Below are 19,957 nucleotides of genomic sequence, written 5' to 3' on the forward strand. Positions count from 1 at the left end.
GTGGGGATGGGTTAGAAAGTGGCGCTGAGTTTGCGGGTGACCTGGGCGAGGGACTGGTCATCGCCCACATTGCCGGCGAACACGATGTACGGGATGCCCTTCGCGGGGCCATCCACCGGTTCCCAGAGCGAGACGATGCCCGGCAGCATCGGTCCGCGGACGATCGCGTGCCGGATCTCCAGTCCGTGGGCCGCAACATCCGAGGACGTGATGCCACCCTTGGCGATGACGAACCGCGGCGGGAAGGTTTTCAGCGTCCGGTTCACTACATTGACGACGGCGGCCGAGACTGTGCGTGCGATCTTCAGGCTCGCGGCGGCGTCGTCGGTCTTGATGAGCAGGCGGCTGGTGTGGACGATCACGTCGCACTGGCGGAGGGCGTCGACGACGTCGGACACAACGGTTGCGATGTAAGCGTCGGCTTCCGCTTCGGTTTCGGCTGCGAGGAGCTTCTCGACGTCGATCTCGATGATCCGCGCCGAGCTGTGCTCTGCCGTGAGTGCGTTGAGCTGGCGGGTGGTCACGCCAACGTGCGAGCCAACCACGATCAGGCCGCCGGCTGTGGAGGGAGTGTTGCCGGCGTAGGCCTCTTCGGAGGTGAGTGCGGTGCGGATTTCCTGGCCGATGCGGCCACGGACGAACGGCGGGCCCACGCGGTAGAGGAGCTTCTTGCCGCGTCGTTCGGCTTCTTCGAGGCCCAGGGCCAGAGCACGGAAGTCGTTTTCGGTGACGATATCGGCCACGATCGGCGTGGAGTTGGTAGCGGAATCAATGGCGTCAGCGATGGCTTTCGCGGAAATGGCCGGGTCCTGGGCCGATGCGCCGGCACGGATGATGTTGAGGTCAAGGACGATTACATCGCTTGCCGGGAACCGGCCCTTCGACTTCTCCTCCACATACTTGGCCATCTCCGAGTTGGCGAAACCGAAGGACGCGTCCTTCGCGAATTCCGTCTCGGACACCGGGGTTAGGGTGCCGGCTCCTTCCCCGGTGCCGCGCATGTAGTGCACACCGCCGATGGTGACGCGACCGGCGTCGGGGAATGCCGGAACGATGACGACGCCGTCGGTGACCTCACCGGTTTCGGCGGCGACCGTAGCGGCGATGACGTCCGGCTCGAGCGGGTAGTGGCCGCGCAGGGTGGAGTCGCTGCGGCTGACGAAGCCAAGGCTGATCTTCCCGGCCGCTGCTGCCAGCGCATTCCGGACGATTTCCTCGTTCCGCGCCGCTGCTTCTGCAGGGTCCAAGCTGCGGGTGTTGGTGAGGACGTAGACGGCGGGCTTGGTCTGGCTCTCGCGAATGTGATTGAAGGCCCAGGTGAAGTCCGCGACGTCCCAACGGGTGAGGACAGCGAGATCCGCGACCGACTGCGTTCCCGTGGGGTCGTCGTCGAGGACTACCAGGACGCGGGGGGACGTCGCCGAGGATGCGGCAACGGCGTCCGCAACCAGCTGGGCCGGAATCTGGACCTCCGCCGGGAAAGCGGCCAGAACGTCTGCTTCAAGGGTCACGGTGCACTCCATCGTGGGAAATCTGTGTAGCGGTTTAGTGAATGTAAGATGTCAGACATCTAACATTTCATAGCCAGTGTGACACAGCGCTCTTCACCGCGCAAGATGCCGTGCGTCACTAGTCTGGAGACATGGCCGGCACCGCAATTCCACTCTCCTTCGTGGACGTGAGAACCCCCTCGCCTTCCCCCGGCGGGCAAATCCCCGTTGTGCTCATCCACGGCTGGGCTTCGGGATCCGCGTACTGGGAGCCGCTGGCAAAGCTACTGCTCGACGCCGGACGCGAAGTGTGGATCCTCGACCTCCCCGGTTACCACCCCGGCGAGGACACGCCACCGGACTTCGAGTGGACGCTGGACTCTGCCGCCGCTTCCGTTGCAGCAGCGATCCGCGCCCGCACGAAAGGGCCGGCGCACCTGGTGGGGCATTCGATGGGCGGCAGCGTCTCACTGACCTTGGCGGCAACCCATCCGGAACTAGTGGCAACAGTGACGTTGGTAGGCATGGTTCCGGCACCTCCAAACGAGGCTTTCAAGAACCTCCTGGTGTCACAGCTGGAGCAGGGATACTTCGACGCGGGCACCAAGCTGAAGCTCATGAACGCCTGGTACGGGCACCTCTCCCCGGAAGACATGGAGTTGCTCAGCAAAGGATTCGATACGCCGTTCCGGATTCTGTCCGCTAGCGCCTGGGCGGCCATGACCGGCGTCGAACCTTCAGTGCCCGGCAGAGTTCAGGCCCCACTGCTGGTCATCGCTGGCACGGGCGACCGCGTGCGGTCAATCGAGCAGATGACTGCGTTCGTGGCGGCAAGCCCGCGGCGCACCCTGAAGGCCATTGCCGACGCCGGTCACAACGTCCACTGGGAGCGGCCGGAAGAATGCGTCACGACTTTGTGTGAATTTTGGAAAACGAGCTGGCCACCGCCAGCGTAAGATGTCTGACAACCATCCGCGCCTGGAGGAAAACATCCATGAGGTGCGGGAGGGTCTGAATTACAGGAAATGGGGATACATGGCACGCAAGTCGCTGGTGGGCGTCGTTGCTGATGAACTGCTGGACCGGATCATCGCAGGCGAGTTTCCGCCCGGGACAATTGTGCCGGGCGAACTGGAGCTCAGCGCCCGGCACGAGGTGAGCCGCATGACCGTGCGCGAAGCCATGAAAACCCTCGAGGCACAGCGGATCCTCAGCGTGGAACGTGGCCGCGGAACATTCGTGAATCCACTGAACCAGTGGGCATCCCTGGAGGCCGTCCTGCGTGCCGCTTCCGAAGGAACAAAAGACGCGGCTGCTGCCGTCCAGCTCATTGAGCTACGCCGGATGCTGGAGACCGGCGCCTGCGAACTCGCAGCGGAACGTATCTCCGACAACGAGCTGATCGCCCTCAAAGAGCACGTTGAAAAGATGCAGGCCGCACACGAAGTCAATGACGTGGCCGCCTTCGTGGAAGCCGATCTCGCTTTCCACGATGTCATCCTCCATGCGTCGGGCAACGTGTTCGTGGCCGTACTGTTCGAGCCACTGCATCGCGTACTCGAGGCACGGCGGACGCAGACCTCAGCTTTCGCTGACATCCAGGAGCACGCGATCGGCCATCACCGGAAAATTGCGGCGGCCCTGGAGTCTCGGAATCCGCACGAGGCCCGGCTGGCCATGGACGCCCACATGCAGCAAACCCTGGACGACCTGAAGACGTACGTCCTGGAGGCTTAACCCAGGCAGGGGACAGCAACCGTGCCAATGGAAGCCCATTGGCACGTCTACTGTCCCCCGTTTAGTCGGGTTTAGTCGACGTCCGTGTTCACGATGTAGACGTCGCACGGAGCACCGTGTGCCACGCTGTTGGCGATGCTGCCAAGGACACGGCCCAGGCCCTTCATCCGCTTGTTTCCCACCACGATCAGCGAGGCGTTGTTGGTCTCGGCGTAGTTGATGAGCGCGTTGGCCGGCGTACCGCGGGCTGCGAAGTACTTGATGTTGCCGCTGGGAACATCAAGTTCCTCAGAGACCTTGCGGGCTACGTATTCTGCGGAGTCGGCCGAAGAAACCGTGATCCTGTCGCTGCCGCTGCCAAATTCTTCAATGCGGTCATCGGAGAACCCGCTGATGACATGCAACTCGGCGCCAAGGGCTGTGGCAAGCTTCGCTGCTGCCACGGCTGCGCGCTTGGCCGTTTCGCTGCTGTCAACGCCGACGACAATAACTTCAGACATGAGTACTCCTGGTTGTGGGAATTCACTGGTGGTGCTGCTAAAAATCTACACTCCATCACCATCCGCCGCCGGGATCCGGGAAGAACCGGCATCTTCCAGCCTCCGTGTTTACGATCCCGCGTGTCCGGGTAGGGATAAGTCATCGGAACCATCACGCGACCGAAAGGCAAGGACATGAGCGAGGCATCATTTTCCCCGCAAACCGCCATCGTCACAGGATCTGACTCAGGGATTGGACGCGCCACGGCGGTTGCGCTGGCCAAGGCAGGCATGGATGTCGGCATCACCTGGCACACGGACCAGCAGGGTGCCGAGGACACTGCGGAAGAGGTCCGCGGCCTGGGCCGCAAGGCGGTGGTACACCATCTGGACACCACGAACGTCTCCGAAACCGCTGCCAGCATTGACAAGCTGGCCGAGGAGCTCGGCGGCCTGGACGTGTTCGTCAACAACTCCGGAACGGGCGATGGCACCAAGTTCCTGGACCTGGATTACGACACCTGGATGTCCACTTTGGACACCAACCTCAACGGCGCCTTCGTGGCCATGCAGGCAGCTGCCAAACGCATGGTCAACGCTGGCCGCGGCGGACGCATCATCGCTGTCACCAGCGTGCACGAGTTCCAGCCGCGGGTCGGAGCCTCTGCCTACGATGCCTCCAAACACGGCCTTGGCGGGCTCATCAAGACCATGGCGCTGGAGCTCGCGGAGTTCGGCATTACTGCCAACAACGTTGCTCCCGGCGAGATCGCAACACCCATGACCGGGCAAACGGACGAGGACCCAAGGCAGAAGGAGCGGCCTGGCGTGCCGCTGGGCCGTCCCGGTGACGCACGCGAAATTGCGGCCGTCATCGCTTTCCTGGCCTCTCCGGATTCCAGCTACGTCACTGGCGCCTCGTGGCCTGTGGACGGCGGAATGCTCCAAATGGGACCGCATGCGGGATCGCACATCACGGGCAATGACTGGCGCGAAAGCTGAGCCTGCCGGACCTCTGGCCCGCACGGACGTCCGTGGGCTAGTCTGCATGAACGGCCTGCCGAGCGGGCCAGCATTTTCAAGATTCAGGGACGATGATGAGGAGCACCATGGCTGACCACACATATAGCGTTTCCGAAATTGTTGGCACTTCTTCCGAGGGCGTCGATGCGGCCGTCAGGAATGGCATCGCCGCTGCCGCCCAGACGTTGCGTAACCTCGACTGGTTCGAGGTGAAGGAGATCCGCGGCCACCTGGAGAACGGCGCAATTGCCGACTGGCAAGTAACCATCAAGCTTGGCTTCCGCTTGGAGCGCTGATCCCTTCCTCCGCGAGATGACAGTTAATGCCAATGTTTCAGACGAACATTGGCATTAACTGTCATCCCGGCGGGCTGGTTCGGGGGCCGGGATGGTCTCCGCCGATACCTCGCCAAAGCTGCTGAGCAGCGTCAAGGCGTCCGACGACGGCGAACCCACCTTCGCGGAATAGACCCTCAGGTGCTGGTCGGGGTCGTCCGGGAGGCCCAGGGTTTCAAAGTTCAGTTCAAGGTCGCCCACCACAGGGTGGTGCAGGCGGACAATCCCGGCAGACCGTGTGGCCACCCTGTGTCCCGCCCACCATTGACGGAAATGCTCACTGTGCACCGCAAGTTCGCCCACGAGCTGGTTGGTCTGGGGATCGTTGGGGTGCCTGCCCACGTCCATCCGCAAGGCGCCCACTGCCTCGGCGGCAACGGTTTTCCAGTCCCTGAACAGGTCCTTGGCCGCAGGATCCAGAATGATCCAGCGGGTCAGGTTCCGTTCGGCCGCGGGTAGTGCTGTGAAATCCGTGAACAGAAGATGCGCCATCCGGTTTCCGGCCAAAACGTCAGCGCGTCGCCCCAGGACCATTGAGGGAACATCCCCGACGGCGTCCAGCAGCTGCCGCAAGGCAGGGCGCACCTTTTGGGCGGGGCCCGGATTGCCGGCCGAACTGGCGCAGTGCTCCAGCAGGTCCAACATGTGCGCATGCTCCCCCGCGTCCAGGCGCAATGCCCTCGCAACGGAATCGAGGACGGCCTTGGACGGATGGATGTTCCGGCCCTGCTCCAGGCGTGTGTAGTAGTCGGTGCTCACACCGGAGAGCCTGGCCACCTCTTCGCGGCGGAGGCCCGGAACTCTGCGGGAGCCGTTGGACTGCGGAGCCCCGGCGTCCTCGGGCGAGAGGCGGGCACGCATGACTTTGAGGAATTTTCCGAACTCGGCGCTTTGACCCATCCGTCCATTCTGCCGTCATCGCAGCTGGCAGGACCAGAGCAGGACCACCATTTTGGGTAGGACTACCAGACCTAGGAAAAACAGGATCAGTCTGGATTGCTGACTCTGCGACGAAAACTGAATAGGCTCGGTACAGAGCCTCCCGAAAACGCTTTCTGGCAACCGGCGCAGCAGCCGAACCCACAGGAAGCAGCGGCCAGGCCCGGAAATATCTACCTCGAAGGAGACCTCATGCCAGAGCTGACCCTAAACAACGGCGTCACCATTCCCCAGCTCGGATTCGGTGTTTTTCAGGTGCCTCCGGAAGAAACACAGAAGGTGGTGGAAGACGCCTTGGAGGCAGGGTACCGGCACATCGATACCGCAGCTGCCTACCGTAACGAGGCAGGCGTGGGTGCTGCCATCGCCGCCTCGGGCCTTCCCAGGGAAGACCTCTTCATCACCACCAAGCTCCGCAACGGCGAGCAGGGTGAAGCGTACGACGCCTTCCAGCGCAGCCGCGATGCCCTTGGCCTGGAAGCAGTGGACCTGTACCTGATCCACTGGCCCGTACCTTCGCAAGGGCTGTACACCCAGGCTTGGAAGGAGATGGAGAAGCTCTACCAGGACAAGCAGATCCGGGCCATCGGCGTCTCCAACTTCCTCACAGACCATCTGGATACCTTGCTGCGGGAAGCGGACATAGTGCCGGCCGTAAACCAGATCGAGCTGCACCCCACGTACCAACAAGGCGATCTGGCAAACAAGTGCCGCGATCTCGGCATCGCCGTGGAGGCCTATAGCCCGCTGGGACAGGGCAGGGACCTGAACGCCGAGGTAGTGGCCTTGGTGGCCGCTGCACATGAAACGACTCCGGCACAGGTAATTCTGGCCTGGCACCTCGCGCAGGGAACCATCGTGATCCCCAAGTCCGCCGACTCTGCCAGGATGCGGGAAAACCTCGGCGCCGCCGATCTCACCCTTACCCAATCCGAACTGGCTGCCATCACCGCCCTGGAGGCCGGAGCCCGCATAGGTTCCGATCCCGCCGTCGCGGCTTTTACCCAGTTCTAAACAGACAACGTAGTTCTAGACAAAAGGACACAACAGCATGCAGTACACCCACCTTGGCCGTTCCGGCCTGAAAGTTTCACGCCTCTGCCTCGGCACCATGAACTTCGGTCCCCAGACGGACGAAGCCACCGCGCACTCCATCATGGATTCCGCACTGGATTCCGGCATCAACTTCTTCGATACCGCCAACGTTTATGGCGGTTCCGGCCACCGGGGATGGACCGAAGAAATCATCGGGCGCTGGTTCGCAAAGGGCGGCGAGCGCCGGGAACGGACAGTGCTGGCCACCAAGCTGTACGGCACCATGACGGATCGCCCCAATGAGTCCAAGCTCTCCGCCCTGAATATCCGTCGCGCCCTGGATGCCAGCTTGAAGCGGTTGCAGACGGATTACATCGACATCTACCAGTTCCATCACATCGACCGCCAGACACCGTGGGATGAGATTTGGCAGGCAATCGAGGTGGCCGTGCAGCAGGGCAAGATCCTGTATTCAGGCAGCAGCAACTTTGCAGGCTGGCACATTGCCCAGGCCCAGGAAGCCGCCCGCAGGCGCAACTACACCGGACTGGTCAGCGAGCAGTCCATCTATAACCTCTTCCGGCGCGAGCTGGAGCTTGAAGTCATTCCCGCAGCGCAACAGTACGGCCTCGGCTTGATCCCGTGGTCTCCGCTGCAGGGCGGCCTGCTGGGTGGCGTGCTGAAGAAGGAGGAGCAGGGCGTCCGCCGCACGGAAGGCCGTGCGCTGGAGACGCTGCGCAAGCATGAGGACCAGATCCGTCAGTACGAGGATTTCGCGGACGAACTCGGGCAGAAGCCCGGGGACGTTGCCCTGGCTTGGCTTCTTCATCAGCCTGCCGTGACGGCGCCCATCGTTGGGCCACGCACCCAGGAGCAGCTGGACGCCGCAATCCGGGCCTTGGATGTGACCCTCAACGAGGATGCCCTCAAACGGCTGGATGACATTTTCCCGGGACACCGCCCCGCCCCGGAGGACTACGCCTGGTGAGCAGCCTCCTCCCCGTCGGTCCCGGAACGGCGGACACGGTCTCGCCGCGGAACATCCTGTTCATCGGGGGTACCGGGGTCATCAGTGCGGCGGCGGCTGACCGCGCCGTTGCGCTGGGCCACCGGTTGACCATCCTCAACAGGGGACGGTCAGCCGGTCGGCCGGTTCCCGAGGGCGCTGAGGTACTCCATGCAGACATCCGTGACAGCGGGGCTGTGCGGGAGGTGCTTCGGGGAAAGGAGTACGACGCCGTAGCGGACTTCATCTCGTTCACTCCGGCTCATGCGCGGGCCGGCTTGGAGATGTTCCGGGGAAAAACGGGCCAGTACGTTTTCATTAGTTCCGCCTCGGCGTACCAAAAGCCACCCAGCACCCTGCCCATTAGGGAATCGACTCCTTTGAAGAACCCCTTTTGGAAGTACTCGCAGGACAAGATTGCCTGTGAAGAGTTGTTGTTTGAGGCCTACCGCGAGCAGGACTTCCCTGTGACTGTGGTCCGGCCGTCCCACACCTATGACCGGACCAAGATCGCGCTGGTGGGCGGTTGGACTGACATTCACCGCATGCGCGCGGGAATGCCCGTGTTGGTTCATGGGGACGGGACCTCCCTGTGGACACTGACGCACAGCCGTGATTTCGCCAAGGCCTTCGTTGGGCTCTTGGGAAGGCCACAGGCTGTCGGTGAGAGCTACACCATTACTTCCGACGAGTTCCTGCCATGGAACCAGATCTACCGTCTCTTCGCCCGGGCAGCCGGGGTTCCTGAGCCCGAGCTGTTCCATGTTTCCTCCGAGACCATCGCCGCCCATAGCAAAGAGCTTGGCCCCAACCTTTTGGGGGACCGCTCGCACTCCGTGGTGTTCGACAACTCCAAGATCAAGGCACTCGTGCCGGATTACCAGGCAACCATCCCTTTCGCGGACGGTGCGAGGGAGATCATCGACTGGCACGATCAGCATCCCGGGCTGCAGGTAGTTGCGGAAGACTTCATGGAACTGAGCGATCGGCTCTATGAGTGGACGGCAAGATGAGTGATAGCGGCGGCAGCTGTTGCCAAGCAGCCAGTGGCCAGCGTAGAACAGCAAAGAGACCCGCCGGTCGAGATTCAAGCATTAGAGGAGATCATGCTCATGACACTTGCCCCGCTCATTGAACTCAACGACGGCTACAAGATCCCGCAACTGGGCTTGGGTACGTGGCCCCTTGATGATGCCCAGGTTGCCGATGCCGTGGTGGAGGCTGTTTCCTGCGGCTACCGACACATTGATACGGCGGTCAAATATGGGAATGAGGAAGGAGTCGGCAATGGTATCCGTGCCTGCGGTGTGGACCGGAGCGAGCTCTTCATCACCACCAAGCTCGACGGCGGGTTCCAAGGCTCGGGCAAGGCAACCGCTGGGCTCGATGGCTCCCTGCAACGACTCGGGCTGGACTACGTTGACCTGCTGCTGATCCATTGGCCGCTCCCCCGCCGCGGCGAGTTCGTCTCCACGTGGAAGACGTTCGAGGAACTGCAGGCCTCGGGCAAGGTACGATCCATCGGCGTTTCCAATTTCAAGCCTTCGCACCTTGACCGGCTGTTCCGGGAAACGGACGTTGTTCCAGCGGTCAACCAGATCCAGGTCAATCCCGCCATCCCGCGTCCTGTTGCCATCGCGTTCAACGAGCAGCACGGGATTGTCACAGAATCGTACAGTCCACTGGGCGCCAGCAGCGACCTCCTGAATGCCCCGGTTCTGGCGAGCATCGGCAACAAGCATGGAAAGACGCCCGGCCAGGTGGTCCTGCGTTGGCATGTCCAGCAGGGCCTGGTTGCCATCCCCAAGACCGCCAACCCGCAAAGGATGCGGGAGAACCTTGACGTCTTCGGCTTCGAGCTGGACCAGGATGACCTCAGAAGACTACAAACCCTCGACGCCGGTCCCGACGCCGGCGTCGACTCGGACGTTCAGGGACACTAGGGGACGGGAACACTAAACGTGGGGGAACTGAATATGGAAGCAGCAGGCGCAGAAACATTGATCTGGACCGGGTCCTACACTGCGGACCGGAATGGAAATGGCGAAGGTATCGGCGCCATCACCGTGGATGCGGACGGGAACCTTACTTCGCTTGGCTTGGCTGCGGCGGCGAACTCGCCGTCCTTCCTCGCCATTCATCCAACCCTCCCTGTGCTCTATGCCGTTGCCGAGGAAGGCAAGATGGTACGGGCGTACCGCCGTACCGGCACCGCTGAGCTGGAAGAGATGGGTGAACCATGGCTGGCGGGGGAGGCTGCTTGCCACGTCGCGACGGATCCACAGGGGCGTTTCATTGTGGTCACCTGCTGGGGTGACGGCCAGGTCATTCTCTACGAACTGGACCACGACGGCGCCATCACCTCGCGGACCAGCGCGGAAGCCGCCGTCGACCCCCATCAGACCGGACCCACCGATGAGCCGCGTCCAAGCCGCGCACATTCAAGCCTCATGCTTCCCGATGGTCGCGTGATGACCACGGACCTCGGGCACGATCTTGTGAGGGTTTGGCGGTACGAGCCGGGCCAGGGTCTGTTGCCCGACCACCACGTGATCCTGCCCAAGGACTCCGGCCCGCGTCATATGGTGCGGCATCCCAGCGGTACGGTTTTCATCGATACGGAATACTCGATTGAGGTTGCAGCTGTCAGGACCGAACCCCAGGGGGTCTACGAACTCACGGCCGTGGTTCCCGCCAGTGTCAACAAAGCGTTCGACGGCGACTCCGCCGCGGAGATTGCAATGTCCACTGACGGTCGGTTCGTCTATGTGGGCGTCCGGGGCTCCAACCGGATCTGCGTCCTGAAGGTGGGCGCCCAGGGCACGGACGTCACTCCCCTGGCCGATGTGCCAAGCGGGGGCGACTGGCCACGGCACCACCTGGTCCACGACGGCTGGCTCTTGGTGGCCCATGAAGGGTCCAACGACGTCCTGACTTTCAGGCTCGACCCCGAAACCGGCCTGCCCGACGGACCCGTAGGCCGGCTGGCGACAGGGTCCCCGAGCGTGCTGGTTCCGGCGGGTTAGGCCGCCCAGACCTGGACGTCGTCCGTTCCGCAGAACAGCTTGCGGCCAGTGGGTTCAAGGACCACCCACAGCAGTTCCTGATGGTGGGAAACGTCGTCGACACGGCCCGTGCCGGCACCCCAGGCGACGTCGTAGATCCAGACGCGATCGCCGACGCTGAGCTCAGTCCACTGCGCTGCCGGCACGTGCCGGTAGTCGCTGGGCCGGTTCAGGATGGAGCTGGTCATGCTGTGATGTCGCCAGCGGTCCGGCGCCGCCAGACAGTGGGCACTCCGTTGTGCGCCGGTAGGACGTGACCTTCCGCGAACACCTGGACGGCGTCAGGCTCAGAGTCCGGGCTCCACAAACCCGAGGCCGGGCAGTGGGAACCGGTGGGCATGACACGGGTGGCTCGTTCGCGCAGGAGGGCGATGCTCTTCATCGTTGAAACTCATCCTTGGGTAGTTCAGGGCGCTGCATGCTGTGAAGCAGGGCCTGGTGTGAAGCAGATCTCCTCAACCCTATGCAAGTCATGGACGGTTCGTTATAGGCAATTGCATAGCATTTCCGCACAGTGTCATGCAGGCGAACAATAGGATTTTGGCTCAATCTGGACTAAAAGCCCTGCAAGCGCTTCCAGCATTGAACTCGTAACGGCGCTTCGCTCGCAGAAAAACATCTATTTCTATGGATCAAATCCCCGCAAGCGCTTACAGTTGTGAGTTGCCACACAGCAGAGTCGCTTAGCGGAAGGTTTCATCACTTGCTATCTCGCAGCTATAGATCCATTGTCCCCGCCGTCGTACTCGCCACCGCAGTGGTGACGGCTTCCACCGTTCTTCCCGCGAGCGCCACCACCACCACCAAGAAAACGCCGCCTGATCCCGCCGGCCAACACTCAGTCCGCGGCGGCGTCAGTGATCAGAACTTCTACTTCGTCATGGCTGACCGCTTCAACAACGGCACAAAAGCCAACGACGACGGCGGGCTGGGTGCGGATCCGATGGTGTCCGGCTACGACCCCACCCGCAAGGGCTTCTACAACGGTGGTGACCTGAAAGGCCTCCAGGACCGTCTGGACTACATCCAGGGTTTGGGAACGAATGCCCTCTGGCTTACACCGAGCTTCAAGAACAAGGCCGTCCAAGGTGACGGGTCAGTGGAGAACAGCTCCGCGGGTTACCACGGGTACTGGGTCACGGATTTCACGCAGATCGACCCCCACCTGGGCACGAATGCTGAACTGAAGACGCTGATCGATGCCGCCCATGCACGCGGCATGAAGGTCTATTTCGACATCATCACCAACCACACGGCGGACGTGATCCAGTATCAGGAGTCCGAGTCAGCGCCTTACATTTCCAAGGAAACAGAGCCGTACCGCACGGTAGCGGGCGAGGCCTTCGATGACCACGACTATGCCGGCACACAGGACTTTCCTGCACTGGATCCATCAACGTCCTTCCCCTACACACCGGTGGTCCCCGAAGCCGAGAAGGACGTCAAGGTTCCCGCGTGGCTCAACGACTCCACGCTGTATCACAACCGTGGCAACACCACCTTTTCCGGCGAGGACGCGCTCTACGGCGACTTCTTCGGCTTGGACGATCTGTTCACGGAGAATCCCCGCGTGGTCAACGGATTTGTTGATATCTACAAGAGTTGGATCCGCGACTTCGGGATCGACGGCTTCCGCATCGACACCATGAAGCACGTCAACGATGAATTCTGGCAGCAGTTTGGCCCGCAGGTCCTGAGCTACGCCAAGGAGCAGGGCAAGGACGAATTCTTCATGTTTGGCGAGGTCTTCGATACCTCCAAGAGCGTCACGTCCAAGTTCACCACCAGAAACAAGATGCAGGCTGTTCTCGACTTCGGTTTCCAGGGAGCTGCGCGCAGCTTCGCTTCCCAGAGCAGCAAGGCCAGTGGTTTGGCCGAGTTCTTCAATGGAGATGACTGGTACACCGACGCCGACTCCAACGTGTACCAACTGCCCACCTTCCTGGGGAACCACGACATGGGCCGTATCGGCACGTTCATCGCCCAGGACAACGCCGGGGCGTCAGACGCCGAACTCGTCGAGCGTGATGAACTCGCCCACGAGCTGATGTACTTCTCGCGCGGCAACCCGGTTGTCTACTACGGCGACGAGCAAGGATTCACGGGGGCAGGTGGGGACCAGGACTCACGGCAATCCATGTTCGCCAGCCAGGTTCAGGAATACCTTGATGACGACCTTCTGGGCACAAGCGCGACGCATGCAACAGACAACTTCGATACCGGGCACCCGCTTTACAAGAAGATCAGCGAACTTGCTGCACTCACCGCCGAGCACCCCACCCTCCGCAGCGGCGCGCAGCAGAACCGCTACGCCGCCGACGCCCCGGGGATTTACGCCTTCTCGCGTATCGACGCCAAAGAGCAACGTGAGTACGTGGTTGCCGTGAACAACAGCGAGAGTGCGCAAACAGCGGAGATCCCCACGTACGAAGCGAAGCAGCCGTTCAACCTCGTTTACGGCGACGCTGCAGCCGACGCAAAGACTGACACGCAGGCGAAATTGACCGTTTCAGTTCCTCCGCTTTCCACCGTGGTGTATCAAGCAGCGGGGCGACTCGTGCAATCCAAGGCGGCACCCGGCGTCGTTCTCAAGAAGCCGGTCACCGCTGCTGGTGACGCCACGCGCATGAAGGTAACGGCCGACGTCGACGGTAATTCGTTCTATGAAGTCACTTTCCAGGCGCGGACCGCGGGCGGGGACTGGGAGTCGATCGGCACAGACGATAACGCGCCGTACCAGGTCTTCCACGACGTGTCCGCGACGCAGTCCGGCGCATCGGTGGAGTACCGTGCCGTGGTGCTGGACAATGCCGGCCACACGTCGGCGAGTGAGCCGCGCAGCGGTGTGGTGGGTGAGCCGACGCAGCCTGAAACCGTCACCGTGGCCGGCAGTCTCAACACTGAACTCGGCTGCACGGAGGACTGGCAGCCCTCGTGCGAACAGGCGCTGATGAGCTACGAACCGACGCATCGGCTGTGGCAGTTGAATGTCCCGAACCTGCCGGCCGGGACGTACGGGTTCAAGGCAGCGCTCAACGGTTCGTGGGACGAGAACTATGGAGCGGATGGCGTTCCGAACGGTCCCAATGTGGTGTTCACTCACAGTGGCGGCGCCGTCACGTTCCTCTACGACCACGCAACCAACGTGATAAGAGCCGTGACCGCCGGCCCGCAACCCGCCGCGGTATCCGTTCCCGGTAGCCTGAACTCCGAGCTCGGTTGTGCCGGCGATTGGATGCCTGATTGCCCTCAGGCCCAGCTTGCCTTGGACCCTGTGGATGGTATCTGGAAGCTATCCGTGGCGGACCTGGCAGCGGGTAGCTACGAGTTCAAGGCCGCGATCAACGGCTCCTGGGCTGAGAACTACGGTTTGGGCGGTGCCCCGAACGGCAGCAACATAGCCCTGAACCACGACGGCGGACCGGTCACCTTCCGGTACGACCCCGCCAGCCATCTACTCACCACCCGCTAACCCAAGTAGGTAGCAGCAGTGCGCGTTTTGAGCGCTCAAAACGCGCACTGCTGCTACTCAGATGGGCCTAGTTGTAGCTCACGCTCAGGAGCATGGCCTTCAGCTGTGAGTACTGTTCACTACCCATCCAGGCCTTGGCCGCTTCAGGGGTGGCGAACGTGGGCTGCTTGTCGAGATCAAATTTCACGTATGCGATCATGAACCCGTTGGGCATCCTGATCTGGTTTGTGCCGGATGAGGTCTGCCCGGATTGAAGCTCGGAGGACAGCCGGATGTCCATGACGTAGACCGGAGGAGAGTCGGAACGCCCACTAGCTGTGGGCATCCCTCCGCTACCGGAGTTGTAGCCGATGTTCATGATGTAGTTCAAGGAGAACCCGAATTCCACCTGGTTTCCTGCTGTATCCGTTACTCCAGGAACCACGGCACGGTCCAGAACTGTCCGGTCCACCAGCCCGGCAGTACCGTCGCCGTAGAAACCGCTGCTCATAAAGGCGACTTCAGCGCCCGTGCTGTCCAGAACGGTGGCTCCGTCGGAAGGACCTTGTTCCGGGCGAACAGTCCAACCGGCGGGGTACCTGAACGAGACGTGTCCATCAGGGAAGGTGAACGTCTGGATCGTGGGCACCTGGACCGGCGGCGCCACGGGTGCGGTGGTGGTCGCAGCTGGTGCGGTGGGGGTCGGCGCCTGACTGGCTTCCGGCGTCGGAGTCGCAGTTGGCGTTGCTATTGGCGAAGGAGTGGCGGACACGCTTGGCGTTGGCGTTGGCGTTGGCTCAGGGGTGGTGACGGTGACTGCCGGCGCCGGCGTTGAGCTTATTGACCCGAAGTTGGCGGCCACGAGGACACCGGCAGTGACAGCGGCAGCTCCCAGCAACAACGCTCCGGCAATCCGGACCTTCCGGTTCCTGCGCTCTTGGAGCGAGCTGACTCCAGCCGGCACAGTGTCACTGAAAACCCGAGGACCTGTCAGCATACGGGCCAAGGCTTCTTCGCCGTTGATTTCGGCCTCTGGTTCGTGGGCAAGAGGATCGATCGAGGAAATCTGGCTCTTGATCTGGTCCATCTCAGACTCCCATCTTGTGTGTAGTCGTTTCGACACCTGCAGGCATCTGTTTCCGGAAAGCACCGCGTGCGCGGTGCAAGCGGACCTTCGCTGCGGATTCACTGCAGTTGAGTACGCGCGCGATTTCGGTGGAACCCAAACCGTCCCAATACGCCAGCTGGAGGATGTCCCGATCCTGTTCGCGGAGCCGGGCCATGGCATCCTGTACCACGACGTTCTCGGAGTCGTCCCCGAAACGCTCCACCGCCGTCGTGCGTAGCTTTTCCTGCAGTGCCTGTTGGCGGTCACGGCTCCTGTAGGCATTGCCGACGAGATTGCGCGCAACAGTGAGCAAGTACGGAATATCGGGTTGGGAGTTGTCGTCCCATTTTTGCCACACGACGCGGAAAACGTCCGCCGCGATTTCTTCGGCAATTTCCGCCGATTCCACCCTGCGGCGGACAAATCTGAAAACGGATGGATAGCTGTTTTTGTGAATGGCGATAAACGCCAGTTCGCGCTCGGAAAGCACGATTTTCCCCCTGAATGTAGTGTCCTGAACTGCAGGATACTTCTATAGTTTCCGGCCGACGTCCCACGGTTACACGCGGCTTGGAGAATTTTCGATAGATTCGTCCCACCGAACCCGAGCGAAAGCGTGGAAGTCACATGGTGGAATCAGGTCCCGCAGCAGACTGGGCCCGCAAACAGGTGGATCAGGGGCGCGTGCCGGTGGCCGCGCTGGGAATTGGATCGAGCCACGGCATCTCCGACGTTGTCGCCTTTGGGCACGACGACGGCCGGAAGGCAACCACCGATGACCACTTTGCGCTGTTCTCCGTCACGAAACCCATCAGCGCACTGACGGTGATGCGCCAGGTTGAGCTGGGGAAATTGTCGCTCGTCAATTCATTGACGGACGCGCTCCCCGGCTTCGGCGCAGGCCGCACGGACACGGTGACCCTCGAACACCTGTTGAGTCACCGCTCGGGAATCATGGATACACAGCTCGACGGCGGCACTCGCCTCCGCGAAGACCTCACCACGGCGGAGCAAGCCTTCTATGCGGGATCGTTGGTCCAGTACTGCAATGTGGCTTTTGAGGGTGCTGCGGCGATGGCTGAATGGGCCGATGGTCGCCCGTTCGAAGAGCAGCTCAGTTCATTGGCCAACGACACCGGCGCGAAAGGCCTCACGTTCCACACGGACTGCAATCCGCACACAGTCCGTGGCGCAGAGGAGCAGGGGCTGGACGTTGAGGGGATGTACAAGAAGAAGCACCCCGGCGCCGGGCTGTTCGGCACCGCCACGGATCTGCTCAATCTCGGCACCGAGTTGCTGCGCAATTCCGGCAAGGCCGTGCGGCCCGCCACGCTTGCGGCCATGCGCCGGCCAAGAACCACCGGGGTTTCCCACATCAGTGTCCGGCCCAAGCCCTTGCGGCACACCGGCCTTGGTTTCCAGATGCCAGCCAACGAATCCGAGCTGCTTGCCCAGGGGATCTACGGTCACCCCGGGTGGTCGGGCACGGAATGGTGGATGTTCCCGGAGCAGGACCGGTGCGTCGTGTTCCTGACGAATGTCCTGGACACACCGGACCTTGGCGTGGACACCAATGAGCTTTTCAACGCGGTGGCTGCCTCCTGAGCCCTGGCTCCAACTGTCCTGGTTCCAAGCGCGCGCTTCGAGCTGAGCGGGCACGCCACGCGGAAACAGCCCATGCGATCAGGAACAGGCCCACAAGGAACAGGCCTGCGTCGCCAAGGTCGATCCCTCCAAGCCACGTAGTCAGCGGGTCTTCGAGTTCAAACGCCGCGTTGACGAATCTCCCGAGCGTGATCACGGAGATGAACAGCGCCGACACAGCCGAAATTCCGGTGATCACCACGTTGAAGCCGAGCTTGCGCTGGGGGTCGTTGATGGCGGAGTTGTACATTTTCATCATGGCCACGCCGTTGATGGAATCGCACAATGTCATGGCCGCGGCGAACGCGAACGGCAGCGCCATCAAGGCGAGCGGTGAGACTCCGGCGATTGACGCCGTCGTGGTGATAACCAGTAGTCCGATGGTGGTGGCCGTATCGAAGCCGAGCCCGAAGAGGAAACCGATCACGTAGATGTTCCGCGGCCGCTCCACCTTTGACAGGGGCTTGGCCAGCAAACGGGCAACAAATCCTTTGGCCTCGAGGTCTTCTGCACTGATCGCCGCACCGGCCTTGACGCTCCAGTACACCTGCGTGGCACGCATGAATGCCGAACCGTTGAAGAGCCCCATCCCCAGGAGGAACAAACCGGACACTCCGCTTCCGATCAGGCCCAGCACCTTGTTGCCCGCCGTGCCGTCCTCCATGAATTGGCCTATCAACGTTGCGCCCGCCACCACGAGGAGCCCCGCCAGGATCACCACGGAACTGTGGCCCAGGCTGAATGCGAAGCCGACGCTCACCGGATCCTTGTGCTGCGCGACGAACTTGCGCGTTGAGTTATCGATCGCAGCGATGTGGTCCCAGTCGTAGCTGTGCTTGATTCCGGCCACGTACGCGGTAATCACCAAGCCGAACGCAAGCGGCTGGGCCGCCACCAAACCCTGCGGTGAAAGCGAACCCAGCAGCAAAAGCACGACGGCGGCAATGTGTAGGGCGGCGACCGCGCCGAACGTGAAAAGCAGCCGGGTGCGCAATGGCAACTTCTCCCGGTCCCGGTACATGGCGGCGAACCCGGTCAGCGCAGTCATTAATACTTCCTCAGGTTCAAGGGCTCCTGCCCGTGCCAGCGTTTACGGAGAACGCCGGTGCAAGAGCCCAGCAGATGATTGAGTTCGTCGGTGCTGTTTGACAAGGATCTCAGCACAAGCCCCGTAGTGCCGCCAACACTTTTGGTCAGGGAAACGCCCGTGTAGGCGTCGAGGTGGCGGGTGAGCTCGTGCAGCTCATCGGCAAGCTCCTGATCCACTTTCTGATCCACCACGATCAACGACCCCAGGTGACTGAAGCCCTCCATGAACCCCATGCCTGCCACATCGTTGACGGGTGGGAGAATCAGGAGGTTGTCGAGAGCCAGCAGTTTCGCTCCGTTTTCGTCTTCGATCCAGATCTCGTTCCGCAGTCGCAGTTCTTCGTACTTGAAGGATGCGCCGTCCGGCGACCACCCTGGCGTGATGACCTCAGCCATGACAAGGCTCGACGTCGGGTGGAGGCTGATGCGCGAATTCTGCCGATAACTCGCCTCCCGATAAGCAATCAACTGGTCGGGCACGAACTCCAACCGCGCCCCCTCCCCCAGCCGCACACTCATCCGCTGCTCAGCAAACGAGCCCGGAGTCCGATAAACCTTGGTGGCAGACTGCGTAGTCAACAACAGCTCCGCCCCCTCTTGCACGTGAACATCTACGAGGAACAGATCGCCCCCAAGATAAGCCCCGCCAGGATTCACGATGACGTAGCAAACCTGCCCGGACCCATCCAAGTAATGAGGCCGCAAAACCCGCAAGGCGCCCTCATGAAACTGATGGATGGCAACGGATCGCCCAGCCCGCTCGGCGACGCGCAATTGGAGTTCGCCCCTCGGCGTCCTAAACGCTGAGGCGGCTGAGCCGGATTTGGGGGCCGCGGCGTGGTGGGCACCGCGGAGCGGGCACGGCCCCAAATCCGGCGAAGCCGCCGGACTCGACCCGGGCGCCGCCCCTGGTGAGATGAGAGTGGACTTGGGCGGGGTCATACGGCCAGGTCGAGCATCAGGACATCTCGGCGGATCCACTCCAGGACGGCGTCCAACCCTTCGTCGGTCTTCAGGTTGGTGAAGCAGAAGGGTTTGTTGCCGCGGAATTCCTTGGAGTCCCGCTCCATTACCGCGAGGTCCGCCCCCACAAACGGCGCGAGGTCCGTTTTGTTGATGATGAAGAGGTCGGATTTGATCATGCCTTGGCCGGCTTTGCGGGGGATCTTTTCGCCTTGGGCTACGTCGATGATGTAGATCGAGAAGTCTACGAGTTCGGGGCTGAATGTGGCTGAGAGGTTGTCGCCGCCGGATTCGACGAAGATGACCTGCAGGTCCGGATGGCGCCTCTTGAGTTCTTCGATGGCTGCTGTGTTCATGGAGGTGTCTTCACGGATGGCGGTGTGGGGGCAGCCGCCGGTTTCGACTCCGATGATGCGGTCTTCGGGCAGGATGCCGTTGGCTGCGAGGATTTTGGCGTCTTCGATGGTGTAGATGTCGTTGGTGATGGCGGCCATGGAAATGTCGCGGCTCATGTGGCGCGTGATGCGCTCGACGAGTTGCGTCTTGCCGGCGCCGACCGGCCCGCCGACGCCGATTTTGATGGGTTCAGACAT

General features: G+C 61.9%; 21 protein-coding genes. 11 read left to right on the forward strand and 10 right to left on the reverse strand.

Annotated elements, in window-relative coordinates:
- Window positions 1–11: 11 nt before the first annotated feature.
- Window positions 12–1,511, reverse strand: coding sequence for a four-carbon acid sugar kinase family protein (locus AC6I97_RS01030; protein ID WP_497943845.1), 1,500 nt, complete (start codon window positions 1,509–1,511; stop codon window positions 12–14).
- Window positions 1,512–1,642: 131 nt separating this feature from the next.
- On the opposite strand from AC6I97_RS01030, the gene AC6I97_RS01035 reads away from it, so the two are divergent.
- Both AC6I97_RS01035 and AC6I97_RS01040 read left to right on the forward strand, forming a co-directional pair.
- A complete protein-coding gene (locus AC6I97_RS01035) occupies window positions 1,643–2,446 on the forward strand; it encodes an alpha/beta fold hydrolase (RefSeq protein WP_497943846.1) in 804 nt (267 codons plus the stop codon).
- A gap of 79 nt (window positions 2,447–2,525) precedes the next feature.
- Window positions 2,526–3,227 (forward strand): FadR/GntR family transcriptional regulator, encoded by a 702-nt coding sequence (locus AC6I97_RS01040; protein WP_497946861.1) that lies wholly within the window; start codon window positions 2,526–2,528, stop codon window positions 3,225–3,227.
- A 71-nt stretch (window positions 3,228–3,298) separates the two neighbouring features.
- Here AC6I97_RS01040 and AC6I97_RS01045 read toward each other — a convergent pair whose 3' ends face one another.
- On the reverse strand, window positions 3,299–3,727 hold the full coding sequence (locus tag AC6I97_RS01045) for a universal stress protein (RefSeq protein WP_224094701.1): 429 nt from the start codon (window positions 3,725–3,727) through the stop codon (window positions 3,299–3,301).
- Between the two features lie 174 nt (window positions 3,728–3,901).
- Here AC6I97_RS01045 and AC6I97_RS01050 point away from each other — a divergent pair, with 174 nt between their 5' ends.
- Together AC6I97_RS01050 and AC6I97_RS01055 are read left to right on the forward strand one after the other, a co-directional pair.
- Window positions 3,902–4,708, forward strand: a complete 807-nt coding sequence (locus AC6I97_RS01050) for an SDR family oxidoreductase (RefSeq protein ID WP_309931695.1) — start codon at window positions 3,902–3,904, stop codon at window positions 4,706–4,708.
- Window positions 4,709–4,815: 107 nt separating this feature from the next.
- Window positions 4,816–5,025 (forward strand): dodecin, encoded by a 210-nt coding sequence (locus AC6I97_RS01055; RefSeq protein ID WP_224094697.1) that lies wholly within the window; start codon window positions 4,816–4,818, stop codon window positions 5,023–5,025.
- A gap of 54 nt (window positions 5,026–5,079) precedes the next feature.
- On the opposite strand, the gene AC6I97_RS01060 is transcribed toward AC6I97_RS01055, so the two are convergent.
- A complete protein-coding gene (locus AC6I97_RS01060; protein ID WP_309931696.1) occupies window positions 5,080–5,964 on the reverse strand; it encodes a helix-turn-helix transcriptional regulator in 885 nt (294 codons plus the stop codon).
- Between the two features lie 231 nt (window positions 5,965–6,195).
- Between AC6I97_RS01060 and AC6I97_RS01065 the strand changes: the two genes are divergently transcribed.
- The 5 genes from AC6I97_RS01065 to AC6I97_RS01085 all read left to right on the forward strand — a co-directional run bounded on the left by AC6I97_RS01065 (window position 6,196) and on the right by AC6I97_RS01085 (window position 11,070).
- On the forward strand, window positions 6,196–7,017 hold the full coding sequence (locus AC6I97_RS01065; RefSeq protein WP_497943847.1) for an aldo/keto reductase: 822 nt from the start codon (window positions 6,196–6,198) through the stop codon (window positions 7,015–7,017).
- 37 nt (window positions 7,018–7,054) lie between these two features.
- Entirely contained in the window at window positions 7,055–8,026 is a 972-nt protein-coding gene (locus tag AC6I97_RS01070; RefSeq protein WP_223935354.1) for an aldo/keto reductase, read from the forward strand.
- Window positions 8,023–9,057 carry an NAD-dependent epimerase/dehydratase family protein gene (locus tag AC6I97_RS01075; protein ID WP_309931699.1) on the forward strand — a complete coding sequence of 345 codons (1,035 nt, stop codon included), beginning with the start codon at window positions 8,023–8,025 and terminating at the stop codon, window positions 9,055–9,057. Before AC6I97_RS01070 ends, AC6I97_RS01075 begins: the two co-directional genes overlap by 4 nt.
- Before the next feature lie 99 nt (window positions 9,058–9,156).
- Entirely contained in the window at window positions 9,157–9,987 is an 831-nt protein-coding gene (locus AC6I97_RS01080) for an aldo/keto reductase (protein ID WP_224094692.1), read from the forward strand.
- Between the two features lie 33 nt (window positions 9,988–10,020).
- Complete coding sequence (locus AC6I97_RS01085) at window positions 10,021–11,070, forward strand: lactonase family protein (protein ID WP_497943848.1); 1,050 nt, start codon at window positions 10,021–10,023, stop codon at window positions 11,068–11,070.
- Here AC6I97_RS01085 and AC6I97_RS01090 read toward each other — a convergent pair.
- Both AC6I97_RS01090 and AC6I97_RS01095 read right to left on the reverse strand, forming a co-directional pair.
- On the reverse strand, window positions 11,067–11,297 hold the full coding sequence (locus AC6I97_RS01090; RefSeq protein ID WP_224166046.1) for a hypothetical protein: 231 nt from the start codon (window positions 11,295–11,297) through the stop codon (window positions 11,067–11,069). The genes AC6I97_RS01085 and AC6I97_RS01090 overlap by 4 nt on opposite strands.
- Window positions 11,294–11,491 (reverse strand): hypothetical protein, encoded by a 198-nt coding sequence (locus tag AC6I97_RS01095; protein WP_224094690.1) that lies wholly within the window; start codon window positions 11,489–11,491, stop codon window positions 11,294–11,296. Before AC6I97_RS01095 ends, AC6I97_RS01090 begins: the two co-directional genes overlap by 4 nt.
- A 321-nt stretch (window positions 11,492–11,812) precedes the next feature.
- Between AC6I97_RS01095 and AC6I97_RS01100 the strand changes: the two genes are divergently transcribed.
- Window positions 11,813–14,581, forward strand: a complete 2,769-nt coding sequence (locus tag AC6I97_RS01100; protein WP_497943849.1) for an alpha-amylase family glycosyl hydrolase — start codon at window positions 11,813–11,815, stop codon at window positions 14,579–14,581.
- Window positions 14,582–14,648: 67 nt separating this feature from the next.
- Here AC6I97_RS01100 and AC6I97_RS01105 read toward each other — a convergent pair whose 3' ends face one another.
- Window positions 14,649–15,647 (reverse strand): hypothetical protein, encoded by a 999-nt coding sequence (locus AC6I97_RS01105; RefSeq protein ID WP_497943850.1) that lies wholly within the window; start codon window positions 15,645–15,647, stop codon window positions 14,649–14,651.
- A gap of 1 nt (window position 15,648) precedes the next feature.
- The gene (locus AC6I97_RS01110; RefSeq protein WP_224166043.1) at window positions 15,649–16,158 is read right to left on the reverse strand and encodes an RNA polymerase sigma factor; all 510 of its coding nucleotides are present in this window, start codon (window positions 16,156–16,158) and stop codon (window positions 15,649–15,651) included.
- Between the two features lie 137 nt (window positions 16,159–16,295).
- Here AC6I97_RS01110 and AC6I97_RS01115 point away from each other — a divergent pair, with 137 nt between their 5' ends.
- Window positions 16,296–17,273 carry a serine hydrolase domain-containing protein gene (locus tag AC6I97_RS01115; RefSeq protein ID WP_497943851.1) on the forward strand — a complete coding sequence of 326 codons (978 nt, stop codon included), beginning with the start codon at window positions 16,296–16,298 and terminating at the stop codon, window positions 17,271–17,273.
- Here the strand turns inward: AC6I97_RS01115 and AC6I97_RS01120 are convergent.
- From AC6I97_RS01120 to ureG, 3 genes are read right to left on the reverse strand one after another with little or no spacing between them, the layout of a single operon-like run.
- Entirely contained in the window at window positions 17,251–18,360 is a 1,110-nt protein-coding gene (locus AC6I97_RS01120; RefSeq protein ID WP_497943852.1) for a HoxN/HupN/NixA family nickel/cobalt transporter, read from the reverse strand. The two genes, AC6I97_RS01115 and AC6I97_RS01120, sit on opposite strands and share 23 nt — an antisense overlap.
- Entirely contained in the window at window positions 18,360–19,343 is a 984-nt protein-coding gene (locus tag AC6I97_RS01125; protein WP_497943853.1) for an urease accessory protein UreD, read from the reverse strand. The genes AC6I97_RS01120 and AC6I97_RS01125 overlap by 1 nt, the downstream gene beginning before the upstream one ends.
- Window positions 19,340–19,957 carry an urease accessory protein UreG gene (gene ureG / locus AC6I97_RS01130; protein WP_497943854.1) on the reverse strand — a complete coding sequence of 206 codons (618 nt, stop codon included), beginning with the start codon at window positions 19,955–19,957 and terminating at the stop codon, window positions 19,340–19,342. The genes AC6I97_RS01125 and ureG overlap by 4 nt, the downstream gene beginning before the upstream one ends.

The sequence above is a fragment of the Arthrobacter sp. TmtSoilC48 genome (genome assembly GCF_059739425.1).

Bases quoted from the DNA above. Each gene is read 5' to 3' on its own strand.
- ureG (WP_497943854.1), bottom strand. From the start codon at position 19,957: ATGTCTGAACCCATCAAAATCGGCGTCGGCGGGCCGGTCGGCGCCGGC.
- AC6I97_RS01120 (WP_497943852.1), bottom strand. From the start codon at position 18,360: ATGACTGCGCTGACCGGGTTCGCCGCCATGTACCGGGACCGGGAGAAG.
- AC6I97_RS01070 (WP_223935354.1), top strand. From the start codon at position 7,055: ATGCAGTACACCCACCTTGGCCGTTCCGGCCTGAAAGTTTCACGCCTC.
- AC6I97_RS01055 (WP_224094697.1), top strand. From the start codon at position 4,816: ATGGCTGACCACACATATAGCGTTTCCGAAATTGTTGGCACTTCTTCC.
- AC6I97_RS01035 (WP_497943846.1), top strand. From the start codon at position 1,643: ATGGCCGGCACCGCAATTCCACTCTCCTTCGTGGACGTGAGAACCCCC.
- AC6I97_RS01040 (WP_497946861.1), top strand. From the start codon at position 2,526: ATGGCACGCAAGTCGCTGGTGGGCGTCGTTGCTGATGAACTGCTGGAC.
- AC6I97_RS01050 (WP_309931695.1), top strand. From the start codon at position 3,902: ATGAGCGAGGCATCATTTTCCCCGCAAACCGCCATCGTCACAGGATCT.
- AC6I97_RS01085 (WP_497943848.1), top strand. From the start codon at position 10,021: ATGGAAGCAGCAGGCGCAGAAACATTGATCTGGACCGGGTCCTACACT.
- AC6I97_RS01045 (WP_224094701.1), bottom strand. From the start codon at position 3,727: ATGTCTGAAGTTATTGTCGTCGGCGTTGACAGCAGCGAAACGGCCAAG.
- AC6I97_RS01060 (WP_309931696.1), bottom strand. From the start codon at position 5,964: ATGGGTCAAAGCGCCGAGTTCGGAAAATTCCTCAAAGTCATGCGTGCC.
- AC6I97_RS01090 (WP_224166046.1), bottom strand. From the start codon at position 11,297: ATGACCAGCTCCATCCTGAACCGGCCCAGCGACTACCGGCACGTGCCG.
- AC6I97_RS01115 (WP_497943851.1), top strand. From the start codon at position 16,296: ATGGTGGAATCAGGTCCCGCAGCAGACTGGGCCCGCAAACAGGTGGAT.
- AC6I97_RS01095 (WP_224094690.1), bottom strand. From the start codon at position 11,491: ATGAAGAGCATCGCCCTCCTGCGCGAACGAGCCACCCGTGTCATGCCC.
- AC6I97_RS01105 (WP_497943850.1), bottom strand. From the start codon at position 15,647: ATGGACCAGATCAAGAGCCAGATTTCCTCGATCGATCCTCTTGCCCAC.
- AC6I97_RS01125 (WP_497943853.1), bottom strand. From the start codon at position 19,343: ATGACCCCGCCCAAGTCCACTCTCATCTCACCAGGGGCGGCGCCCGGG.
- AC6I97_RS01080 (WP_224094692.1), top strand. From the start codon at position 9,157: ATGACACTTGCCCCGCTCATTGAACTCAACGACGGCTACAAGATCCCG.
- AC6I97_RS01065 (WP_497943847.1), top strand. From the start codon at position 6,196: ATGCCAGAGCTGACCCTAAACAACGGCGTCACCATTCCCCAGCTCGGA.